This is a genomic window from Corynebacterium sp. TAE3-ERU30, from assembly GCF_019209925.1.
GTDB lineage: Bacteria > Actinomycetota > Actinomycetes > Mycobacteriales > Mycobacteriaceae > Corynebacterium > Corynebacterium megadyptis.
Genome location: NZ_JAHUTO010000004.1, coordinates 236,005 through 256,208, shown reverse-complemented (window position 1 = coordinate 256,208; position 20,204 = coordinate 236,005). Strand labels below are relative to the sequence as shown.

At 60.1% G+C, this 20,204-nt stretch carries 15 protein-coding genes; 8 read left to right on the top strand and 7 right to left on the bottom strand.

Annotation, left to right across the window (positions count from 1 at the left end; translation table 11 throughout):
* Positions 1-131: 131 nt before the first annotated feature.
* Positions 132-539 (top strand): hypothetical protein, encoded by a 408-nt coding sequence (locus KR227_RS09340; RefSeq protein WP_218365086.1) that lies wholly within the window; start codon positions 132-134, stop codon positions 537-539.
* A gap of 51 nt (positions 540-590) precedes the next feature.
* Here the strand turns inward: KR227_RS09340 and KR227_RS09335 are convergent, their stop codons facing one another.
* A complete protein-coding gene (locus KR227_RS09335; RefSeq protein ID WP_151549965.1) occupies positions 591-1,793 on the bottom strand; it encodes an acetate kinase in 1,203 nt (400 codons plus the stop codon).
* A gap of 2 nt (positions 1,794-1,795) precedes the next feature.
* Entirely contained in the window at positions 1,796-3,151 is a 1,356-nt protein-coding gene (gene pta / locus KR227_RS09330) for a phosphate acetyltransferase (RefSeq protein WP_370625221.1), read from the bottom strand.
* A 350-nt stretch (positions 3,152-3,501) separates the two neighbouring features.
* On the opposite strand from pta, the gene KR227_RS09325 reads away from it, so the two are divergent.
* From KR227_RS09325 to KR227_RS09300, 6 genes are all read left to right on the top strand, one after another.
* A complete protein-coding gene (locus tag KR227_RS09325) occupies positions 3,502-4,869 on the top strand; it encodes an FAD-dependent oxidoreductase (RefSeq protein WP_218365084.1) in 1,368 nt (455 codons plus the stop codon).
* 204 nt (positions 4,870-5,073) lie between these two features.
* Complete coding sequence (locus KR227_RS09320; RefSeq protein WP_218365083.1) at positions 5,074-7,443, top strand: glycogen/starch/alpha-glucan phosphorylase; 2,370 nt, start codon at positions 5,074-5,076, stop codon at positions 7,441-7,443.
* A 212-nt stretch (positions 7,444-7,655) separates the two neighbouring features.
* Positions 7,656-8,744: a metal ABC transporter substrate-binding protein gene (locus KR227_RS09315; protein ID WP_218365082.1), complete on the top strand. Its 1,089-nt coding sequence runs from the start codon at positions 7,656-7,658 to the stop codon at positions 8,742-8,744.
* Entirely contained in the window at positions 8,741-9,397 is a 657-nt protein-coding gene (locus KR227_RS09310; RefSeq protein WP_218365081.1) for a metal ABC transporter ATP-binding protein, read from the top strand. The genes KR227_RS09315 and KR227_RS09310 overlap by 4 nt, the downstream gene beginning before the upstream one ends.
* Positions 9,387-10,232: a metal ABC transporter permease gene (locus KR227_RS09305; RefSeq protein WP_218365080.1), complete on the top strand. Its 846-nt coding sequence runs from the start codon at positions 9,387-9,389 to the stop codon at positions 10,230-10,232. Before KR227_RS09310 ends, KR227_RS09305 begins: the two co-directional genes overlap by 11 nt.
* 7 nt (positions 10,233-10,239) lie before the next feature.
* Positions 10,240-11,058: a metal ABC transporter permease gene (locus KR227_RS09300; protein ID WP_218365079.1), complete on the top strand. Its 819-nt coding sequence runs from the start codon at positions 10,240-10,242 to the stop codon at positions 11,056-11,058.
* Positions 11,059-11,200: 142 nt separating this feature from the next.
* Here the strand turns inward: KR227_RS09300 and KR227_RS09295 are convergent, their stop codons facing one another.
* On the bottom strand, positions 11,201-11,701 hold the full coding sequence (locus tag KR227_RS09295) for a phosphoribosyltransferase (protein WP_151530152.1): 501 nt from the start codon (positions 11,699-11,701) through the stop codon (positions 11,201-11,203).
* Between the two features lie 127 nt (positions 11,702-11,828).
* On the opposite strand from KR227_RS09295, the gene KR227_RS09290 reads away from it, so the two are divergent.
* Positions 11,829-13,106 carry a phosphoribosylglycinamide formyltransferase 2 gene (locus KR227_RS09290; protein WP_218365078.1) on the top strand — a complete coding sequence of 426 codons (1,278 nt, stop codon included), beginning with the start codon at positions 11,829-11,831 and terminating at the stop codon, positions 13,104-13,106.
* Positions 13,107-13,226: 120 nt separating this feature from the next.
* Here the strand turns inward: KR227_RS09290 and KR227_RS09285 are convergent, their stop codons facing one another.
* The 4 genes from KR227_RS09285 to KR227_RS09270 all read right to left on the bottom strand — a co-directional run bounded on the left by KR227_RS09285 (position 13,227) and on the right by KR227_RS09270 (position 19,805).
* On the bottom strand, positions 13,227-14,543 hold the full coding sequence (locus KR227_RS09285; protein ID WP_218365077.1) for a SpaH/EbpB family LPXTG-anchored major pilin: 1,317 nt from the start codon (positions 14,541-14,543) through the stop codon (positions 13,227-13,229).
* Between the two features lie 4 nt (positions 14,544-14,547).
* Positions 14,548-15,444: a class C sortase gene (locus KR227_RS09280; protein WP_218365076.1), complete on the bottom strand. Its 897-nt coding sequence runs from the start codon at positions 15,442-15,444 to the stop codon at positions 14,548-14,550.
* 123 nt (positions 15,445-15,567) lie between these two features.
* Entirely contained in the window at positions 15,568-17,097 is a 1,530-nt protein-coding gene (locus tag KR227_RS09275; protein WP_218365075.1) for a SpaH/EbpB family LPXTG-anchored major pilin, read from the bottom strand.
* Between the two features lie 254 nt (positions 17,098-17,351).
* Positions 17,352-19,805: an LPXTG cell wall anchor domain-containing protein gene (locus tag KR227_RS09270; protein ID WP_218365074.1), complete on the bottom strand. Its 2,454-nt coding sequence runs from the start codon at positions 19,803-19,805 to the stop codon at positions 17,352-17,354.
* Between the last annotated feature and the right edge of the window lie 399 nt (positions 19,806-20,204).

The window sequence follows — 20,204 nt, the reverse complement described above, 5'->3', positions numbered from 1 at the left end:
CACGGGTAATGTTTGGTTTAGCTCACTATTGAAAGCAACCTCCGGAAACCACGCGCCACTGGGCGATTCGGATACTCAACCGTTTGGGATACTCGTGATCCCCCAAGAACCACAAGGAGAACGTTCAGCCGATGCTACGTAAAGGCCCACTCATTTCAGGTGCTTTTTTCGCCCTGGCCTGCGCTTTGATTACTATTTCTGCGGCCATCACGGTAAAAGAAGAACTGGATACAGCCAGCAAGGTCCATAACGGCGGTCTGCCCTACTCCGTGTGTTTTCTTCTCGCGGGCTTGAGCGTCACTGCACTCATTGTGTACTCCCTGTATCTGTCCATCACCGGGTGGTCGACCACGCGCTTCCTCCGGGCAATGTGCATGACAGTGAGATTCTCAGCAGTGCTGGCGGTGGTCTGCTCCGTGTGGTTTATCGTGGTCACGGATCTCTTCAACATGGGCGGAGTACTGGGCATCATGCTTGCGCTCTCCTGCATGTTCTGGGCCAATGGCCTCTTCAAGTTACACACCCAAGAACACAGCTAAATACACAACTGTGGCGGTACCCTTGCGGTACCGCCACAGTGCTTTTTGGTGCTAGCTATTCTGCGCCAATTGATCTGCGTAGCGGGCGATGGCGAGTTCCTCGTTAGTGGGAACCACAAAAACCTTCACCTGAGAATCATCGGCAGAGATCTCACGCGGGCCGTCATTCGGCAGCTCATTGCGCTCGGGATCGATCTTGATGCCGAACCACTCGAGGTTCTCTAGCGCATCGGCGCGGACGAATTTATCGTTTTCTCCCACACCGGCAGTGAAGGTAATGGCGTCCACGCGGCCCAAGGCCACCATGTAGGAGCCGATATAGCGGCGCAGCTGGTGGATGTAGATATTGTAGGCCAGCCAGGCGTCATCATCGCCTTCTTCGATGCGCTCGCGCAGCACGCGGAAATCATTCACCCCGGCGATGCCCTTCACACCGGACTTGCGGTTGAGCAGCTCATCGATCTCATCGATGCTCATATTCGCCTGGCGGGCCAGGTGGAAGACGATGCCGGGATCAATATCGCCGGAGCGGGTACCCATCACCAGACCGGCCAGCGGGGTCAGCCCCATGGAGGTATCGATAGCCAGCCCGCCGCGAATAGCGGCACAGGAGGCACCATTGCCCAGGTGCAGGGTGATCTGATTGACCATATCGGCGGGCTTATCGAGCAACGCCGGCACATGCTGCGACACATATTCGTGGCTGGTGCCGTGGAAGCCATAGCGGCGCACCCCATACTCGCCAGCCACCTCGTTGTTGATGGCGTAGAGGGCGGCTGCGGGCGGCAGCGAATGGAAGAAACCGGTGTCGAACACGCCCACGTGCGGGATGTCCGGCAGCAGCGACTGCGCTACCTCGATGCCGTCGATATTGGCCGGGTTATGCAGCGGGGCAAGCGGGATGAGATCGCGAACCATGCTGATGACCTCATCGGTGAGGATCACCGGCTGGGAGAACACCAGCCCGCCGTGCACCACGCGGTGGCCCACTGCGGAGATATCCACATCCTCGATGCCGCAGCCATGCTCGCGCATGAGGTCGAAGGCCAGCTTCAGCCCCACCGAGTGATCGGGAATCGGCGCCTCCACCACATGCTTGTCCCCCAGGTGTTTGAGGGTGACGCGGCCGGAGTCCTCCCCGATCTGCTCCACCAGCCCAGAGGCAAAAGGCTCATCTTGGGCGTGGGAGGCGGGATCCACCAGCTGGAACTTGATGGAGGAGGAGCCAGAGTTAAGAACGAGAGAGTAGCTCATAGTTAGCGGTGTCCTCCGGTCTGGATGGCGGTAATGGCCACGGTATTGACGATATCGGGCACCGTCGCGCCGCGGGAAAGATCATTGACGGGTGCGTTCAGCCCCTGGAGCACTGGGCCCACGGCCAGGGCGCCAGCGGTGCGCTGGATAGCCTTGTAGCTGATATTGCCGGCCTCAAGATCGGGGAAGATCAACACATTCGCCGCACCGGCCACCGGGGACTCCGGGGCCTTCTTGGCGGCGACGGAGGCGGTAATGGCGGCGTCGAACTGCAGCGGGCCGTCGATGGATAGCTCTGGGTCGATGGCCCGGGCGGCCTCCACGGCGGCCACGGCGCGATCCACATCGGGGCCGGCGCCGGAGGAGCCGGTGGAATAGGACAGCACGGCCACCTTGGGATCGAGGCCGAATTGGCGGGCGGTGCGGGCGGAAATCGCGGCGATCTCGCCCAGCTGCTCGGCGGTGGGGTTCAGGTTCACCGCGCAATCGCCCACGGCCCAGATCCGGCCGGGCAGCACCATGAAGAACACGGAGGAGACCACGGAGGCATCCGGGGTGGTTTTAATGATCTGCAGGGCGGGGCGAATCGTCTCGGCGGTGGTGTGGGCCGCGCCCGAGACCATGCCATCGGCGTCGCCGCAGTGCACCATCATGGTGGCGAAATAGGAGACGTCCTTCATCTGCTCGCGAGCCTGCTCGATAGTCACGCCCTTCTTGGCGCGCAGCTTGGCGAACTCGGCGGCATAGTCCTCGGCGCGGGGGGTGGTGAGCGGATTCACCAGCTCGGCGCGGGAAAGATCCAGCCCAGCCGCGGCGGCGCGGGAAGAAATATCCTCCGGATCGCCCAGAATGGTCAGCTCGCACACCTCGGTGGACAGCAGCTGCGCGGCGGCCTGCAACACGCGATCATCATCGCCCTCGGGCAGCACGATCCGCGCGCCGATGGCGCGGGCCTGCGCAAGCAGGGAGTGCTCGAAGAGCTCGGGGCTCATCACCGGCTCCGTGGCAGCCAACTCCTCCTTATTAATAGAGGCCTCCTCGCCCGGCGCGAATACCGCGGCGGCAGGCGCGTGCTGCTCGGCAGCCTTTTTGGTGACCAGTTCGATGGTGGCGGCGGGGGCGTCGGCGAGCAGGAGCAATGGCAGGCCGAGGCCGGCGGCGGCGCGGGCATCAAAATCGAGATCGCCGGTGCCGCACAGCAGGGCGTCCTCGGGATAGCTGCTGCCCAGTACGGTGGACAGCTGCGGGGCGCCGTCGATAAGCGAATGGGGCTTAAGGTTGAGATGCTGGGCGAGAAGAGTGGGATCATAGGTGGCGAGATTGACACCAAGGGCACTCAACAGTACGGCGGTCATAATCGAGCCTTTCCTTCTGGCACATCGCTTGTGATTCGTTGTATGTGATTCACCGCATAAGTCTAGCGGCAACGTAGTACATCTATCGATTAGGCTGCTAAACCTTACTGGGACACAGAATACCGGTGCGCGCTGGACATATCAGCCGAGTGCACGCACCTACCCACACTATATTTGTGGCAAAACACACACCATGGCGGAGTGAGGCTTGCCTGACACGCCACGACGCAGGCCACTGGCAGTTTGTGTTTGCCCAGCGTAAGGTAAATGCGGATTAGCGTCGCCGCCGCACCCTTTCTCTGCGCCGGCGACGCCGCAGATAACGCCCCCAACCAGCACAAGTGAAGGATACGATGTCTCGCCCGATTCGCGTCGCCGTAGTTGGCGCCGGCCCCGCCGGCATTTACGCCTCTGACCTGCTCATGAAGTCCGGTCACGAGGTCTCCATCGACCTCTTCGAGCGGATGCCCGCCCCCTTCGGCCTGATCCGCTATGGCGTGGCCCCGGACCATCCGCGCATTAAGGGCATCGTCCAATCGCTGCACCGCGTGCTGGATAAGCCGCAGCTGCGCCTGCTCGGCAATATCGAGGTGGGCAGCACCGTCACCGTCGATGAGCTCCGCGATTTCTATGACGCCATCATCTTCTCCACCGGCGCTACCGGCGACCGCGCCCTCGAGGTGCCCGGCGCGGATCTGCCCGAGGCCTATGGCGCCGGCGAATTCGTGGGCTTTTATGACGGCAACCCGGACTTCGAGCGCAATTGGAATCTCGACGCCGAGCAGGTGGCCGTGATCGGCGTGGGCAATGTGGCCCTCGATATCGCCCGCATTCTGGCGAAGACCGGCGATGAGCTGCACGTGACCGAGATCCCGGACAATGTCTATGCCAACCTCAAGGCCAACCAGGCCCGCGAGGTGCACATCTTTGGCCGTCGCGGCCCCGCCCAAGCCAAGTTCACCCCGCTGGAGCTGAAGGAGCTGGATCACTCCCCCACCATCGAGGTTGTGGTGAACCCGGAGGATATTGACTACGACGAAGCCTCCATCGAGGCCCGCCGCACCTCCAAGTCGCAGGATCTGGTGTGCTCCACCCTGGAGCAGTACGCCATCCGCGATCCCCAGGACGCGCCGCACAAGCTCTACATCCACTTCTTCGAGTCCCCCGTGGAGATCCTCGGCGAGGATGGGCATGTGAGCGGGCTCAAGACCGAGCGCATGCAGCTCGACGGCAATGGTGGGGTCACCGGCACCGGCGAGTTCACCGTGTGGCCGGCCCAGGCCGTCTACCACGCCATCGGCTATCGCTCCGATGAGGTGAAGGATGTGCCCTTCGACTCCCAGCGCGCGGTGATCCCCAATGATGGCGGCCACGTGCTGGACTCCGAGACCGGCCAGCCCCTGCCGAAGCTGTACACCACCGGCTGGATCAAGCGCGGCCCCGTGGGGCTGATCGGCAATACCAAGTCCGATGCCAAGGAAACCACCGCTATGCTGCTCGAGGACTATGAGGCCGGCACCCTCGAAGCCCCCGCCCACCCGGGCGAGGATGCCATTATTGAGCTGCTCGAGGAGCGCAAGGTGCCCTATACCACCTGGACGGGCTGGCATAACCTAGATGCCGCCGAGCGCGCTGCCGGCGAGGCCGAGGGCCGCGAGCGCAAGAAGATTGTGGAGTGGGATGACATGGTGCGCCATGCCCACCCCGAATACGAGATCTAGGCATCAGCCACAACTCATATCGCGCCCGTCACTGCCCCTTGCGGAGGTGGTGGCGGGCGCTGCTCGTCGGGGGCACCGCGTCGCCGGTTGTGAGCTGGGTAATATCCATGGGCCTGCGGCTCGCGACAACTCTACAAGTAGCTGGCTCTCAGCTAAGGTGGTCTGCGTTGATTTACCCATAGTGTGAGAGAAGGTTATTAAGAGATGACGCAGACATTCCACGAGGCAGCCGGCGGGCATATCCGTTCGGTATCTGGCCGCACCCCCACCGATTCCACCACCATGGAGTTCTGGCAGGGCCTGTCCGCCACGGTGATGGACGCCCTGGCCGAGAACTGGGCGGCCACCACCGAGCTATATAAGAAGGGCCGCCGGCAGCACTATCTGTCTGCCGAGTTCCTCATGGGCCGCGCCCTGCTGAATAACCTGCTCAACCTGGGGTTGTTCGATGAGGCCGCCGCCACCGCCAAGAACTATGGCCTGAACCTCTCCGAGGTACTGGAGGAGGAGCCGGACGCCGCACTGGGCAATGGCGGCCTGGGGCGTCTTGCCGCGTGTTTCTTGGATTCCTGCGCCACCCAAGACCTGCCCGTGGTGGGCTATGGCATTCTCTACCGCTATGGCCTGTTCAAGCAGGAATTCGATAATGGTTTCCAGACCGAGCACCCGGATTCCTGGATGGAGGAGCGCTATCCCTTCATCATTCGCCGCATCCACGAACAGCGCATCATTAGCTATAACGACATGCAGGTTCGTGCCGTGCCCTATGACATGCCGATCACCGGCTATGGCACCGACAATGTGGGCACCCTGCGGCTGTGGAAGGCCGAGCCGATGCAGGAGTTCGACTACGATGCCTTCAACTCCCAGCGCTTCACCGACGCCATCGTGGGCCGCGAAGCCGTGATGGACATCTCGCGCGTGCTCTACCCGAATGACACCACCTTCGAGGGCAAGGTGCTGCGCGTGCGCCAGCAGTACTTCTTTGTCTCCGCCTCTCTGCAGGAGATCGTGGAGAACCACGTCGCCCAGCACGGTGATCTGTCCACCTTCGCGAAGTACAACTCGGTGCAGCTCAATGACACCCACCCGGTGCTGGGCATCCCAGAGCTCATGCGCCTGCTCATGGATGTGCACGGCATGGGCTGGGAGAAGGCCTGGGATATCGTGTCCGAGACCTTCGCCTACACCAACCACACGGTGCTGGCCGAGGCCCTGGAGACGTGGGAGTGCTCGATCTTTGATCGTCTCTTCCCGCGCATCATGGAGATCGTGCGCGAGATCGATCGCCGCTTCCGCATCGACATGGCCGAGCGTGGCCTGTCCCAGGAAACCATCGACTACATGGCGCCGGTATCTAATAACTCGGTGCACATGGCGTGGATCGCCTGCTATGCCGCCTACTCCATCAATGGCGTGGCCGCCCTGCACACCGAGATCATCAAGCGTGAAACCCTGAGCGAGTGGCACGATATCTGGCCGGAGAAGTTCAACAATAAGACCAATGGTGTCACCCCGCGCCGCTGGCTCAACCAGTGCAACCCGCGCCTATCCGCGCTGCTCACTGAGGTTACCGGCTCGGATGAGTGGGTGCGGCAGCTGGATGTTCTCGCCGACTATCGCGATAAGGGCACCCCGGAGATCTATCAGCGCCTGAGCGAGATCAAGCACGCTAATAAGGTGGAGTTCGCGGAGTGGATCCGCAACCGCAGCGGCATGGAGATCGACCCGGACGCCATCTTCGATGTGCAGATCAAGCGCCTCCACGAGTACAAGCGCCAGCTGCTCAATATCTTCTATGTGCTGGATCTGTACTTCCGCATCAAGGACAACCCGGAGCTGGAGGTGCCGAAGCGCGTCTTCATCTTCGGCGCCAAGGCCGCCCCGGGCTATGTGCGCGCCAAGGCCATCATCAAGCTCATCAACGAGGTGGGCCGCATGGTGAACAATGATCCCGCGGTGAATGACACCATCAAGGTGGTATTCGTGGAGAACTACAACGTCTCCCCCGCCGAGAAGATCATTCCCGCCGCCGATGTCTCCGAGCAGATCTCCACCGCCGGTAAGGAGGCCTCGGGTACCTCCAATATGAAGTTCATGATGAACGGCGCGCTCACCTTGGGCACCTTGGATGGCGCCAATGTGGAGATCCTCGACTCGGTGGGCGATGAGAATGCCTATATCTTTGGCGCCACGGAAGAGGAGCTTCCCGAGCTGCGCAAGAGCTATGACCCGCGGCACGAGTATGAAACTGTGCCCGGGCTGAAGCGGGTGCTCGATGCGCTTGTCGACGGCACTCTGGACGATTCCGGCTCCGGCTGGTTCCACGATCTCCACTGGTCCCTGTTGAACTCCAATAACTGGGAGCCGGCGGATGTCTACTACCTGCTGGGCGATTTCGCCGACTATCGCGCCACCCGCGACCGCATGGCCGCAGACTATGCCGATCAGCAGGCGTGGTCCGAGAAGGCATGGATCAACATCACCTCCTCCGGCCGTTTCTCCTCTGACCGCACCATTCGCGACTACGCAGAAGAGGTATGGAAGATCGAGCCGCAGCCCCTCGAGTCCTAATACACTCACCGCACCTCGCCCCCGTTCCTCCCTCCGGAGGGGCGGGGGTTTGTGTGTACGTGAGGAAACACACCTGCACATAAATGTTCAGTGCATTGAACTTAGGCTATCAGTATGCAAAAATTTAAAGGTCGATGAACGTTCCGCCGCGATGTGTCACTGGGCGGCATCGGCAACACTTTGACTGATTTCCTCCACACGATGGGATAACCATGAACATCTACACAAGGCGCGTACTCGCAGCTGTGGCCTCCACTGCCCTTCTTGGCAGCGGCCTGGCCGCCTGCAGCTCCGAGTCCGAATCTTCAGATGACGACATCAAGGTGGTGGCCTCCACCACCCAAATTTGTGACTATGTGAAGCAGCTTGAGGTCTCTCAGGTGGATCTCACCTGCCTGCTGGCACCGAATGCCACAGCACACCAGCTGGAGATGACCCACGAGCAGCTCGTCAAGACCTCCGAGGCTGATCTGATCATGGTCAACGGCGTTGACCTCGAGCACTTCCTCGATTCGGCCATCGATTCCAGCGAGTTCTCCGGCACCATGCTGGTCACCACCGGCGTGCTCACCGCCAGCGATGTGGATGAGGCCCCGACCGATAGGGAGTCGGAGCTGGAGAAGTCCGCCAGCGGCCGCTATGACATCGACCGCGGCATCGCCCGAGTGGACGTCGCCCCGTGGCCCTTCGCCCCGGAGCCCGGCGAGGAGGCAGAGTTCACCTACGATCCGCACGTGTGGACCTCCCCGAAGAACGCTCAGATCCAGGTGGAAAACATCGGCTACGCCTTGGAAAAGGAAGCCGAAGAGCGCGGCAACACTGAGCTGAAGGAAGAAATCCAGCAGAATGTGAAGAATTACAACGCCAAGCTCGATCAGCTGGATCAGTGGGCTCGCGAGTCCATCAGCAGCGTGAACAACCCGGTGCTCTTCACCAGCCACGATGCCTTCGGCTACTTCTCTAAGGAGTACGGCGTGGACTTCATTGGCGCCGCACTGAGCGACTTCTCCGATCAGCAGGACGCCACCGCCAGCCACATCAACGAAGCCGCAGAGACGGTGAAGGAGTCTGGCGCTACCGTGCTGTTCGCGGAGAACTCCAATAACTCCAAGTCCATCGAGGCTGTCGCTAAGGCCGCCGGAGTCAAGGCCGTGGTGGGCGATGACGCCCTCTATGGCGACTCGCTCGGCCCGGCCGGCACTGATGGCGAGACCTACATCGGCTCCATCAAGCACAACGTGAACACCTTGGTGGATGCATGGGATGGCCAGGTCGCTGAACTGCCGGAGCAGCTTCAATGATCGTGTCGCTTCGCGACGCCTCCTTCAGCTACGGCGGCGCAACGGTCGTCGATTCTGTCACCGCCCATGTCAACGCCGGCGAGGGCCTAGCCCTCATCGGCCCCAATGGCTGCGGTAAAACCACGGTGCTGCGCGGCATCATCGGCACTGCCCGACTGTGTTCCGGCGAGCTGGAGGTCCAGGCCCCCCGTATTTCCTATGTGCCGCAGACAGCTGATATTGATCGCACCTTCCCCGTCACTGCCTTCGACGTAGTGGCCATGGGGGTGCTTGCCCAGCTGCGTTTTTTCCAACCGCTGGGTAAGCACAAGCGCCGGGTGCGCGCTGCCCTAGAGAAGGTGGGCCTCGGCGATCGCGCCGGTTCCCACTTCGGCAGCCTCTCGGGCGGCCAGCAACAGCGCGTGCTGCTCGCACGCGCCATTGTGGCCCAACCCGATCTGGTGCTGCTCGACGAGCCCTTCAATGGCCTCGATACGGCCAATCGCGAGATCCTGTTGGAGCTGCTCAACGAGCTCAAGAGCACCGGCACGGCCCTGATCGCTTCGACCCACGACTATGAACTGGCAGAGGGGGCGTGCGATAACGTTCTGGCGCTGTTGAATCCCCCGCAGTTCGGACCGGTGACTGAGGGAGTTGCGGCCTATGTGGACTGAGCTAGCTCACCAAGTGGGCATGGCCCCTTTCATGTTTCGGCCCCTCATTTTGTTGCTCGCCCTTGGCGTAGTTAGTGGCGTGCTGGGGGTTATTGTGAACCTGCGCAGCCTCGAGTTCAATGCCGAGGCCAGCGTGCACGCCATCTTCCCCGGAGTGGTGGCCGGAGCGGTGTTCGGCGGGATCGATATGATCGTGCCCACCGCCTCGGCCGTGGCGGTGGTGGTGGCCATTGTGCTCACCCTTGTCTCCCGCGCCCGCGTCGGCGAATCCGGGGTGGCCATTGTGCTTACTGGTTTCTTTTCGCTCGGCGTGATCATCTCCCTCTATAAGGGAGATCGCTCTGGGCAGTTAGAGGCGCTGATGTTTGGCCGCCTCCTTGAAATCACCGATGACCGCCTCACCACGGCGCTCCTAGTCTTCGCCGTGGCACTCGCGTTGCTGATCGCCACCTGGTCCACCCAGGTGTTTACCGCCTTTGACCGCGATGGTGCCCAGGCCGCTGGGGTGAATTTGTGGATCGTGGATCTCACGATCAACGCCGCCATCGCCGCCGTGGTGGTGGCCTCCGCCGCCGCCATCGGTGTGCTGCTGGTGATCGGCTTCATCATCGTTCCCGGCGCCGCAGCGCGGCTGGTGGTACACCGCGTCCAGCACATGATTCCCCTCGCCATCGGTATCTCGGTGGTTTCGGGCGTCATTGGGTTGAGCCTGGTTCCGCTCGGGCCGATCTCGCCCCAGGCAGTCGTCGCGCTGTCTGTGGTGGCCATGTACTTCGTTTTTCTCATCATTCGTTTGCTGCAGGATCGTCGCAGCCGCACCGTGACAAGGAGGTGAGCCACTCATGCTCGACATTCTCACGCTTCCCATTGTGGAGCTCGTTATAGTGGGTGCGCTCGCCGGTTTGGTCGGCAGCCTCGCCCTGTTGAATAAGCAAATCTTTTTTGCCGAGGCCATCACCCACGCCACCTTTCCCGGTGCGGTCGTGGGCGTGATTATCGGTGCCGCCTTCGGCTTGAACCATTCGCAGCTATCGCTCGCGCTCTTTATCGGCGCGCTGGTGATGTGCTGGCCCATTGGTGCTCTGTTTTCGCTCTCGCGGGTGGGCACCTCCCAATCCGCGGCGGGAATCGTGCTCACCACCGGCTTCGCCTTGGGCTATTTCCTCAATAAGCTCTTCGCGCCGCTACCGATCAAGGTGGAGAGCTTCCTGGTGGGCAGCGTGCTCACCGTTACCCGCACCGATGTGACTCTCGCACTGATCCTGCTCGCCAGCGTGATCATCGTGCTCGCCGGCGGCTGGCGACGGCTGGTGTTCTTTGCTTTCGACCCAGCTGGTTTCGGGGTGGCGCATCGACGCAGCCTCGCCCAGGCACTCATCAGCGCGCTCATCGTGCTCACCTTGGTGGCGCTGATCCCGGCAGTGGGCACCATTTTGTCCATCGCCCTGCTGGCCGCTCCTGCAGCCACGGTGGCGATCTTTGCCACCCGCCCCAGCACCTTGCTGCTCGTTTCGCCCGTGATGGGCATCATCATGGGCTTGAGTGGGCTGGCGATAGCCGTGGTCTTTCATCTCTCCGCCGGCGGCTGTATCGGTTTGACCGCCGCGCTGGTCTACGCCGTGGCGAAGCTCATGTCTCTCGCCGGCCTCGGACGCAGCTAAGACGCGCCAGAGACTATCTGGCACGCACCACGCCCCGCACTCCCCCACTGGAGGATGCGGGGTTTTCTTATGCGCAACGCAGCGCGCCCCGCACCGCAATGAAGGGTGCAGGGCGCAATCAGGACAGGGGCGACGGTGGCCGTTATTCGGCCTCCACTGGCGGCTCCGCGGACCAGGGGAACACGATCCACTCGGCGGTGCGTTTCCACACATAGGTGGGATCTACTTCGCTGGTGGGCTTGGCGTAGAGCACCGCGGAGCGCACATCGGCGCCGTGGGTGGCCAAAAGTTTCAGCACGAGGGACAGGGTACGGCCGGAGTCGGCGACATCGTCGACGACGAGCAGCTTCTTATCGCTAATCGCCTCGATATCCAGCAGTGGCTCCAGCAGCACCGGATCCGGCAAGGTTTCGTGCACATCGGTATAGAATTCCACGTTGATGGCGTCGGAGAGCTTAACGCCCATGGAATAGGACAGCGCCCCAGCCGGTACGAGGCCGCCGCGGGCGACAGCCACAATAATGTCTGGCGTGAAACCGTCATTGACAACCGTCTGGGCGAGCTCGCGGGAAGCGCGGCCGAAACCGTCCCAGGTGAGGATTTCCTTCTCGGGTAGATCCGCTGAATCTGCGTGATAAGCCATGTTTAAACTCTACCCCGCCGACTGTTTTCTGCCTACGTTATGTGTCGGCGCCTTCTTCCCATTGCGCTCACGCCCACTAGAATAGAGCTCATTAATTCCTACGACCCGTGTGGAAAAGAGGCACTGCGTGTATTCCCAGGACTGGATCGGTACCGCCCTTTCCGATACCGCCACGAAAGTGATGCTGCTCGGAGCCGGCGAACTGTGCAAGGAGGTGGCCATCGCCTTCCAAAGGCTTGGGGTAGAGGTGCACGCCGTGGACCGCTATGAAAACGCCCCCGCCCACCAGGTGGCCCACGCCGCCTATGTGCTGGATGTGCGCGATGGTGAGGCGCTCTACGAGCTGGTGAATAGGGTGCGCCCCGACTATCTCGTGCCCGAAACCGAGCAGGTGGATTCCGCCACTCTTGAGCGTATTGAGGCCGAGGGCCTATCGACCGTGGTGCCTTCTACTCATGCCACGAAGATGACGAATTCGCGGGAAACACTCAAGCAGCTCGCCGCCTATGAGCTGGGTGTGCCGACCTGTCGTTTCGCCTTTGCCACGTCCCTAGAGGAGCTGAAACAGGCTGTACTCAATGTGGGTCTGCCCTGTGTGGTGAAGCCCAATCAGGGCACCGCCGCCCGCGGCCAAACTCTGGTGCGGGAGATGGCGGATGTAGAGCAGGCGTGGGCTAACGCGCTGGATGCCATCGATGGTGGCCCGGCACAGGTGATCGCCGAGGAATTCGTGGACTTTGACTATGAGGTGACGATCCTCACCGTGCGTTCTAAGGACCCCTATTCGGATTCTGAGGCCACGTGGTTCTGTGAGCCTATTGGCCATACCCGGTTGGGAGAGGTCGCAGAATTGGGCGCCATGAGTGCTGGGCGCGCCAGTGATAGCGCCGAATCGAGCGGTGATTTTCTGGAGAGTTGGCAGCCCGCCCCGATGTCGGAATCCACCCGTGATCTGGCGCGCTCTATTGCCGCCCGCATTACCAATGCGCTCTCGGGGCGCGGAGTATTTGGGGTCGAGCTCTTTGTGAAGGGCGAGGATGTGTACTTCTCGGAGGTGGCGCCGCGGCCGCACGATACCGGTATGGTCACCATGGCCACGCAGCGTTTCTCGGAATTCGAGTTGCATGCCCGGGCTGTGATGGGCTTTTTTGTCGATGTCACGCTCACCTCGCCTGGTGCCGCGGCGGTGATTAATGGCGCAGAGGATGGTCATGCCGTGCGCTATACCGGCATTTCTGAGGCCATGAGTATCCCCGAGGTGGATCTTCGTCTTTTTGGTAAAGCCGATAGTTATCCTGGGCGTCGCCTCGGAGTGGCGCTGGCTACCGCGGAAACGGTGGAGGAGGCGCGCACCCATGCCCGCCGCGCCGCCAAGGCCGTCACCCCCATTACCGATGATGCCTAAACCCCGCCTCCCGGGCGGGGTTTAAGCTCTCGCTGTTGCGGGAGGAACGCTGAACATACGACTACGGCCGCTTCCTTCTGAGGGGAAGCGGCCGCACTGCGAGTATCCGATTAGGTGCTCTTATTCAGAGCGTCCTCGGCGAGTGCTGAGCCAGGTACCGATGGCCACGAGGAGTGCACCAGCGATCACGAGGCCGATCACGCTAGCACCCGTGCTGGCGAGCGGGCCGGAGCTGCCGCTGCTGCCTGAGGAAGATCCGCCACCGCTACTACCGGGGGAATCCGTGCCAGGTTCACCGGTCTGGGTCGAGGTGGTGGGCTCGTCGGTGTCACCGGGCATCTGAGGATCGGTGACTGGGGTCTCTACATCCGAGGTCGTGGGCGTGCAGCTCCCCACCTGGGTGGTGACGCGATTCGTTTGCACACCTGGAGTGGTGAGGGGATCGAACTGCGGGTATCCCTCAACGAGGACGTAACCGCGGTTGTGAATCTTCTGGCCCGTGGCCTCGGCGGGGCCCGTAGCTTCGAAGGTCCACGAGACAGTGGTTTCTGGATTGCCGCTACGGAGCTTGGCGAGCTTCTCCAGACCCCTGTCTTGGAGTTTCAGCACTGCCACACCGCCGGTGAGCACGACCGAGAAGTCTTCATCGGCGTGTAAGGTGATGTTCTTGCCATCCGGGCCGGGCTGCTGAATGCTGACCTTCGACTTCAGCTTGATGAACTCCAGTTCTGGGGAGATCGGGTCGGCAATCTCGAAGCGGTGGATCACACCGTTGTGATCGGGAGCCGGAGTGGTGGAGGAAATTCCATAGGTGATGGTGTCTCCAGCCTCGATGCACGTTGCGGAGACATCCTTATTCGCCATGATGCGCTGGTCCTTGGCGTTCACTTCGACGCTATAGGTCCATTCGCTGCGGTTGTCGGGATTCGTCGTCGGAATGGTGACGATAAAGGGGCTCACCAGAGAGAGGGAATCCTTTTGTGCAGCGCTCGGCAATTCCTGGACGAGGTAGGCGCCGATGGGAAGCTCTTTGAAATGTGCCACACCGTTGTCATCGGTTTCTTCGATATAAGCCTGGCCCAAGTTGTCGACTTCCCTGCCGCCTTCGAAGTAGTCAACAATAAAGCTGTCTTCGAGTTCGTACCAACCGTCGTTCGTAGTGAGGTCTATGCCCTCGATCCGTTGGATCTGGAATTTCAGGCCTTGGATCGGTTCCCTGCTGAGGTCCGCATCGGGATTGGTGGGATCGCCGAATTGAGTGAGCGGATCGCCGAGCGCCTTGTGTACGGTGAGTTCGCCGCGGGCGTAGGGATCGACAGAGGAGGGTCGCGGTGTGTCGGCAGCCCACGCTTGTGGTGCACACACGACTACGAGAAGTAGTGCTCCGATGATCCAGCCGCAGATACTGTGCAGGCGGTGTTGAGCAGTGGTGGGCATACTCTTACTCTCCTTGTCCGGCGGCGCGCCGGCGCTGTTTCATGATCCACACGAACGTTGCGATGAGCACGGCCACGATGACTGCCGCGACCAGCGACATCCACCATTGCCACGGTGTGTAGGTCTGTTCCAATGTTTGGCTGGCTTCTTCATCATCCAACGGTGCCCGTTGGCCAGTAACCAGCAACCTATGGGAGTTCACGCCGTAGGGGGTGCAGGTGATGAGGGTGATCTTGTCTGCGCCAATTTCTGGCTTGAGGAGATCGGTTTCGTCGGGAAGAACGACGTTGATATCGCTCACCACGTACTTCATCTTTTGGCCGGAGACGCTGAGGTAAATCCCGTCTCCCTTTTCCACGTCGGTGAGGTTATCCCACAGCGTTGCGTGTGATAGCCCGGTGTGACCGGTGAGTACGGTGTGCGTGGATTCCCCGCCTACCGGGAGGGAACTGCCATAGAGGTGCCCGATACCACGATTGAGTGTTTCCTCATCGGTTCCGTGGTAAATCGGGAGGTCGGATTTGATCTTCGGGATGACGATACGGCCCATGACATCGGCGAGGTCGAGCTGCTGCAAATACTCTTGGTATTGAGCATTAGAGCTATCGATTCGCGCGAGCCATGGATCGAGCACTGGGCCTTCTGCGTGCTGTTCGTTCCACTCGTGTGCTCGACGAATGGCGTCGTCCCGCTCTTCTTGGGTGGTGTTATCCACGATTGTCTGAGAGTAGGCCTGTGCTGCTGAGCTCTGCTTCGAGTTCGCCATATACGTGGCGACCACGGGATAGCTGAGGATCGCAAGCCCAAGAAAGATGATGATCAGAGGAACGAGGCGGCGCCGGAGCGACCCCGCACGTGCCTGTGTCGGCCTCGGCGCGTCCGAATTAACGATAGTAGTCACGGCGCCTCCTTAAGTTTCACTAGTTATTGATATCGGGCTATGAAATTACATTTTTCACGTTTAGGTGGGGTCTGTTTAGTCTCTGACCCCAAAAGAGATGTCAGCCGTTGTGGCTAGCTCCTATTAGGAAGCAGCGTTCTGGCGACGGTTGGAGTAGAAGGCGTAAGCGCCGCCACCCACGATCAGCACGCCACCGAGAACCAGCAGCATGGTGACACCGCGACCACCGGTGAGCGGAAGGTCGAAGCCAGCGTTGGACTCAACGTTCTCGATGTTGACGTTGGTGAGGTCGATGGTCTCGCCCTCACCCTTTTCAACGGTGAAGTACACCGGCTCAGCGAGCAGCTCGTAGCCGTCGGCAGCCTCGGTCTCAACGAGGCAGTAGCCGGTCGGGTCGGTTTCCTTAGCCTCGCCGTTCACGTAGTCGTTCACGTGCAGGCCCTTGATGGTGGTGCCAGCGGCTGCCACCTGGATGCCCTCGGTGACCTTGTTGCTCTCCTCGATGGAGTTGGCGTCGTTACAGGTGTAGAGGTCGAAGGTTGCAGCAATACCATCACCAGCGGTGTTGGTCTTGTTGATCGTCACGTTACCGAAGTAGGTCTCCGGCTGATCCTCGTCCGGAATGTCAACAGTGGTGCCCGGATCGTCCTCATCGGTAGAGGTGGTGATCGAGGCGTTGTTCTTGATCGGAGAGGTCTGACCGTCCGCGTTCTCCTTGACGTTGAAGTCGATCTTGGCCTGCACCGTGCGCTGGGCGCCATCCAAGGCAACGACCTTGTCGATGCCGCTCTGGGTCAGCGCAATAACAACCTCGCCGGCGGTGTCGGTGTTGACGGTGTAGTCGGCATCCTGCAGCACGGTGCCGTCGCCGAGGGAAACCTGCTGGACAACAGGGCTCTCGAGGCGATCAGCGGGGTACTGGTCGGTCAGGACGACCTTGGCGAACTCGGAAGCGGAAGGAACCTTGGCAGCAACATCGTAGGTGATGGTGTCGCCGGCCTTGACGGTGGCGGCGTCAGTCACGGACTTGGTGACGACGTCTTCCTGCTTCTTGTTCTTCGGGTAGACGTGCACCTCACGCAGGAAGCCCTGACGGTTATCCGGGTCGGTCAGCGGCACAGCCACGAAGAAGGGATCGGACTGGGTGGCCTCGTAGCCGGTGGGAGCAGCGGTCTCGGTGACGCGGTAGAGACCGATCTCAGTGATATCAAAGACAGCCTGGCCGTTGGAGGTAGTCTTAGAGCCCACCTCGCTGAATCCGGGAGCCTCAGCCTGATCCTTGGCGATCTGCTCGGCCAGCTTCTGACCGTCGTTGGTCTTCAGATCAACGCCAGTGACCCTTTCCACCTTGAAGGTCGCGCCGTCGAGGGGGTCGCCGAGGGAACCTTCGCCCTCGATCTGGGTGCCGTTACCGGCAGGGCCGGGGTTGGCGTTGTCGAACTTGTGGATGTGCAGCTTCATGCCGGCATCCTTAGCAGCTTCCATGGAGCCACAGACGATGCCTTCACATTGTTCGTTGGTCTGGCCCTCTTGAACGCCGGAGTTGGGCGTTTCGTCCTCGGAGCCACCTTGTGCGGCGGCGATTCCTGCGGAGCCGAACACGAGTGCGCCGGAGGCGGCAACAGCGAAGGCGCTGCGTGCGAACTTATTCATAAAAAATCCTTAAAGATTGAGAGAAAGTATCAGGTGTAGCAGGGTGCTAGCACCTAATGGTTGGCGAGGGGGTGGTCCCGCCGTTGAGTGGTGACGGGATGTTTCCAGCTGCTCCTCGCCATCATCTGTTGAAAGCGAGGGAATGAGCTGGGCGGTGCCCATGTCATTCGCTATTGCACCGGGGACGGTCGATCTGCATTGTCACTCCTTATTGTTCTTGTGGTCGTAGCCAGTATCTGCTGAAAGCACCGGCTCTATGCTGTCTTGCGACGTAGAGCGAATGCTCCTCCGAGAGCCAAAGCTAGGCCTGCGAGCAGGAATGGCCAGACTCCTTTGCCACCGGTGAGTGGCATGTTGCCGGTGAGAACGGGCAGCGTGAACAACCACGCATCATCCGTTGCGGACACCGGTGCGATGTCGCCTTCTTCGAGTTTTTGGTTACCTGGCACTGCCGCGCTAGCTGACACCGTTACCCGGTTCGCGTGATACTCGCCGGGCTCCGCTGCCAAGTTGGCAGAGGTCCACGTGCAGGTGATGACAGGCCCATTAGCCAAGGGCTCGTTGGGGATCACCGTGATGGTGTCGCCTTGCTTCTCTACGCGGGAATCACGATTACAGGTGAGTCCCTCGGGAACGATGGCTCCAGCTGGGTTACCGGTCTCTGGGTCCAAGCGCTCATCAGTAATGGTGAACCTCTCCAAGGGGGCAGTTCCATCATTACGGATGTCGTAGGTGATCGTGGTGTCACCGCCGCCGGTAGTAGTGGCTGCCTCTTCGCGGGTGTCTGCATCTTCACCGTTGATGAACTTCACCACGCCCACACTCGGAATGGAGAGGCCGACACACGCTTCGGCGTTGTTGTCGCCATCCAATTCCACGCGGTTGGTCAGGCCGCCGTCCGGGCACTCAAGGTTGCCCTGAAGATCGGCCATGTTGTCCACGCGGTAGATCACATTCACCTTGGCGGAGCGTGTCATCTTAGCAGGGACGGGCTTCATAGCGCTCTTGGGCAGAACCCACGCAGAGCCGTCGTTATTAAGTTCGATAGGCTCCTTGATCAGAGAATTACCCGTAATCTCGGGATCGTCCACCTCTACTCGGAGGATGCGCAGTCCCTGCGGTGCCGCCGGAAGTTCCCGAATGCTTTCGGGAGTTCCCTCTGCGGTACCACTGTTCTTCACACTCACGTGATAGCTAGCCTGGAATTCCTGGCCGTCACTGGTGATCACTCGCGGCTCGGTGCTGGCCGACTTAGCAATGCTCAGATCAGGCTCACCGGCAGTGTTATGAACAGTGCAGTTGACGATGTCGTTGCCCCTCAACCCACTGATAGTGAAGCTATTGTTGGACACATCGGACGTAACTACACGATCCGAGCCGCTGCCGTAGCTGACGTTGACGCCCTTGCCTAAGTTTTTTATTTCGCAGGTTGCGACAGTCTTCTTACCGCCGGACACGTCCTGCGGGCGCAGCTTGTGAACGGAACCTTCTTCCAAAATCTCTTGAATGGACATGGAAGTCGTTCCATCCTTCTCGACCGCGAAGTTAAACGTGGCCAAACCTTTTTTACCGGTAGACCGCTCCACGTCGGACTCTTCCCTCTGATCAACGAAGGCACGATCCGCTCGGAAGGTAAACCCACTGGTGTCGGCTTGATTATTCACCTTGCCGTTGGCATCAACAAGCTTCTTGTTCACCGTGACAGTGCCGGTACAACCAGACGTGAGTGCATCTAAGTGCTCAGCCATCTGATCGTAGTCAGTCTTAATCAGTCGATCCGTTAAGCGGTCGAGATATTCCTTAGTACTCCTAAAGACCCAATTGACGTAGAGAGGTGAGCGGCGACCCTGAGCAAAACCAGTTCGGCTACCAACTTCACCTTGGACCTTGCTCCATTTAGTCTTGACGAGCTGTTTTCGATTCTTATTTTTGCTCCGCACCGCACCTTCGGTGCCACGCTCGAAACCGGGCGGTGGATCTAACTCGTCTGGGAAGTAGTTATTCAAACCATAAGGGCTGTCTGACCAGTATACCTTGGCGTTTTCAGTATTCCTATTATCCAACTTCAGAGATACAAGTCGAGTACCTTCAGCGCGTAACTGGTCGGCGTAATCAATTGAATCAAAAACTCGACCACTGTAGGTGCCGCTCCTACCTGGAACGAGACCACCGTTTTCAATATAGCCATCGCCAATAAGAATGATCTCGTCATACCCTTTACCAAGGGCACTCTTTAGAGCGATACTATAGTTTGAGTTGACAAGGTCATTTTCCGTTTTTATACTCGGCCATTCCTTGTCGAGATCATCAATGAACCTATCGAATTTGGCGAGACCAGGACCATCGAGCTCCACAGGCGCGAACCCCCTATTGGGCCTCGCTGGTGCTTGGTCGGCGAAGGGACGCACACCGACCACAGAGCCGGTACCGGCCAGGTTATCTCGAACCACACGAAGAGCCTTTTTATACTTGTCCTTATAGTTAGTGGTAGAACCAGAGACGTCGATAAGAATGCCCACTCTGTGGCCACAGAGCTTCTGATAAGGATCGCCGGCCGCACGGGGCTTGCGGCTCAGGGTCCTCAACGGTGGCTCGTCAACGGGCTCATCCTCGGAATTTTCCTCGTCCTCGGAGCTGGCCTCGTCCTCAGCTGCGTCCTCCTCCTTAGAGGTGGCCTCTACAGTCTCCGTCTCCTTCGTGGACTCCACCTGCGTTTGTGTCTCTTTGGGCTGAGGTTGCGGAGCCCTAGACGTGCTGGAGGGGGCCTTAGAGGTGCTGGAGGGAGTCTTAGTTACGGAAGGGGAGGACGTAGTAGAGCTGCTGGGCTTAGTGTCTTGCACAGCCTCAGCATTTTCACTCTCAGTCTCCGAGGTCGTAGTGGTAGAGGAATCTTCAATATCCTCAGCATAAGCTGCACCACCGGCACCATACGTAATTACGCCGACAACAAGCATAAGCACCATGAGCACTGCCATGGCGCTCATGAGCCGCCGCTTAGAGGGTTGTGAAGGATTCAATATACTGACCTCGGAAAGTTAGAGGATTAACAAGAAAAAGCACCAAGAATGAGTGATCCTTGGGAGGACTAAAAATTCCTGTAGTTCATA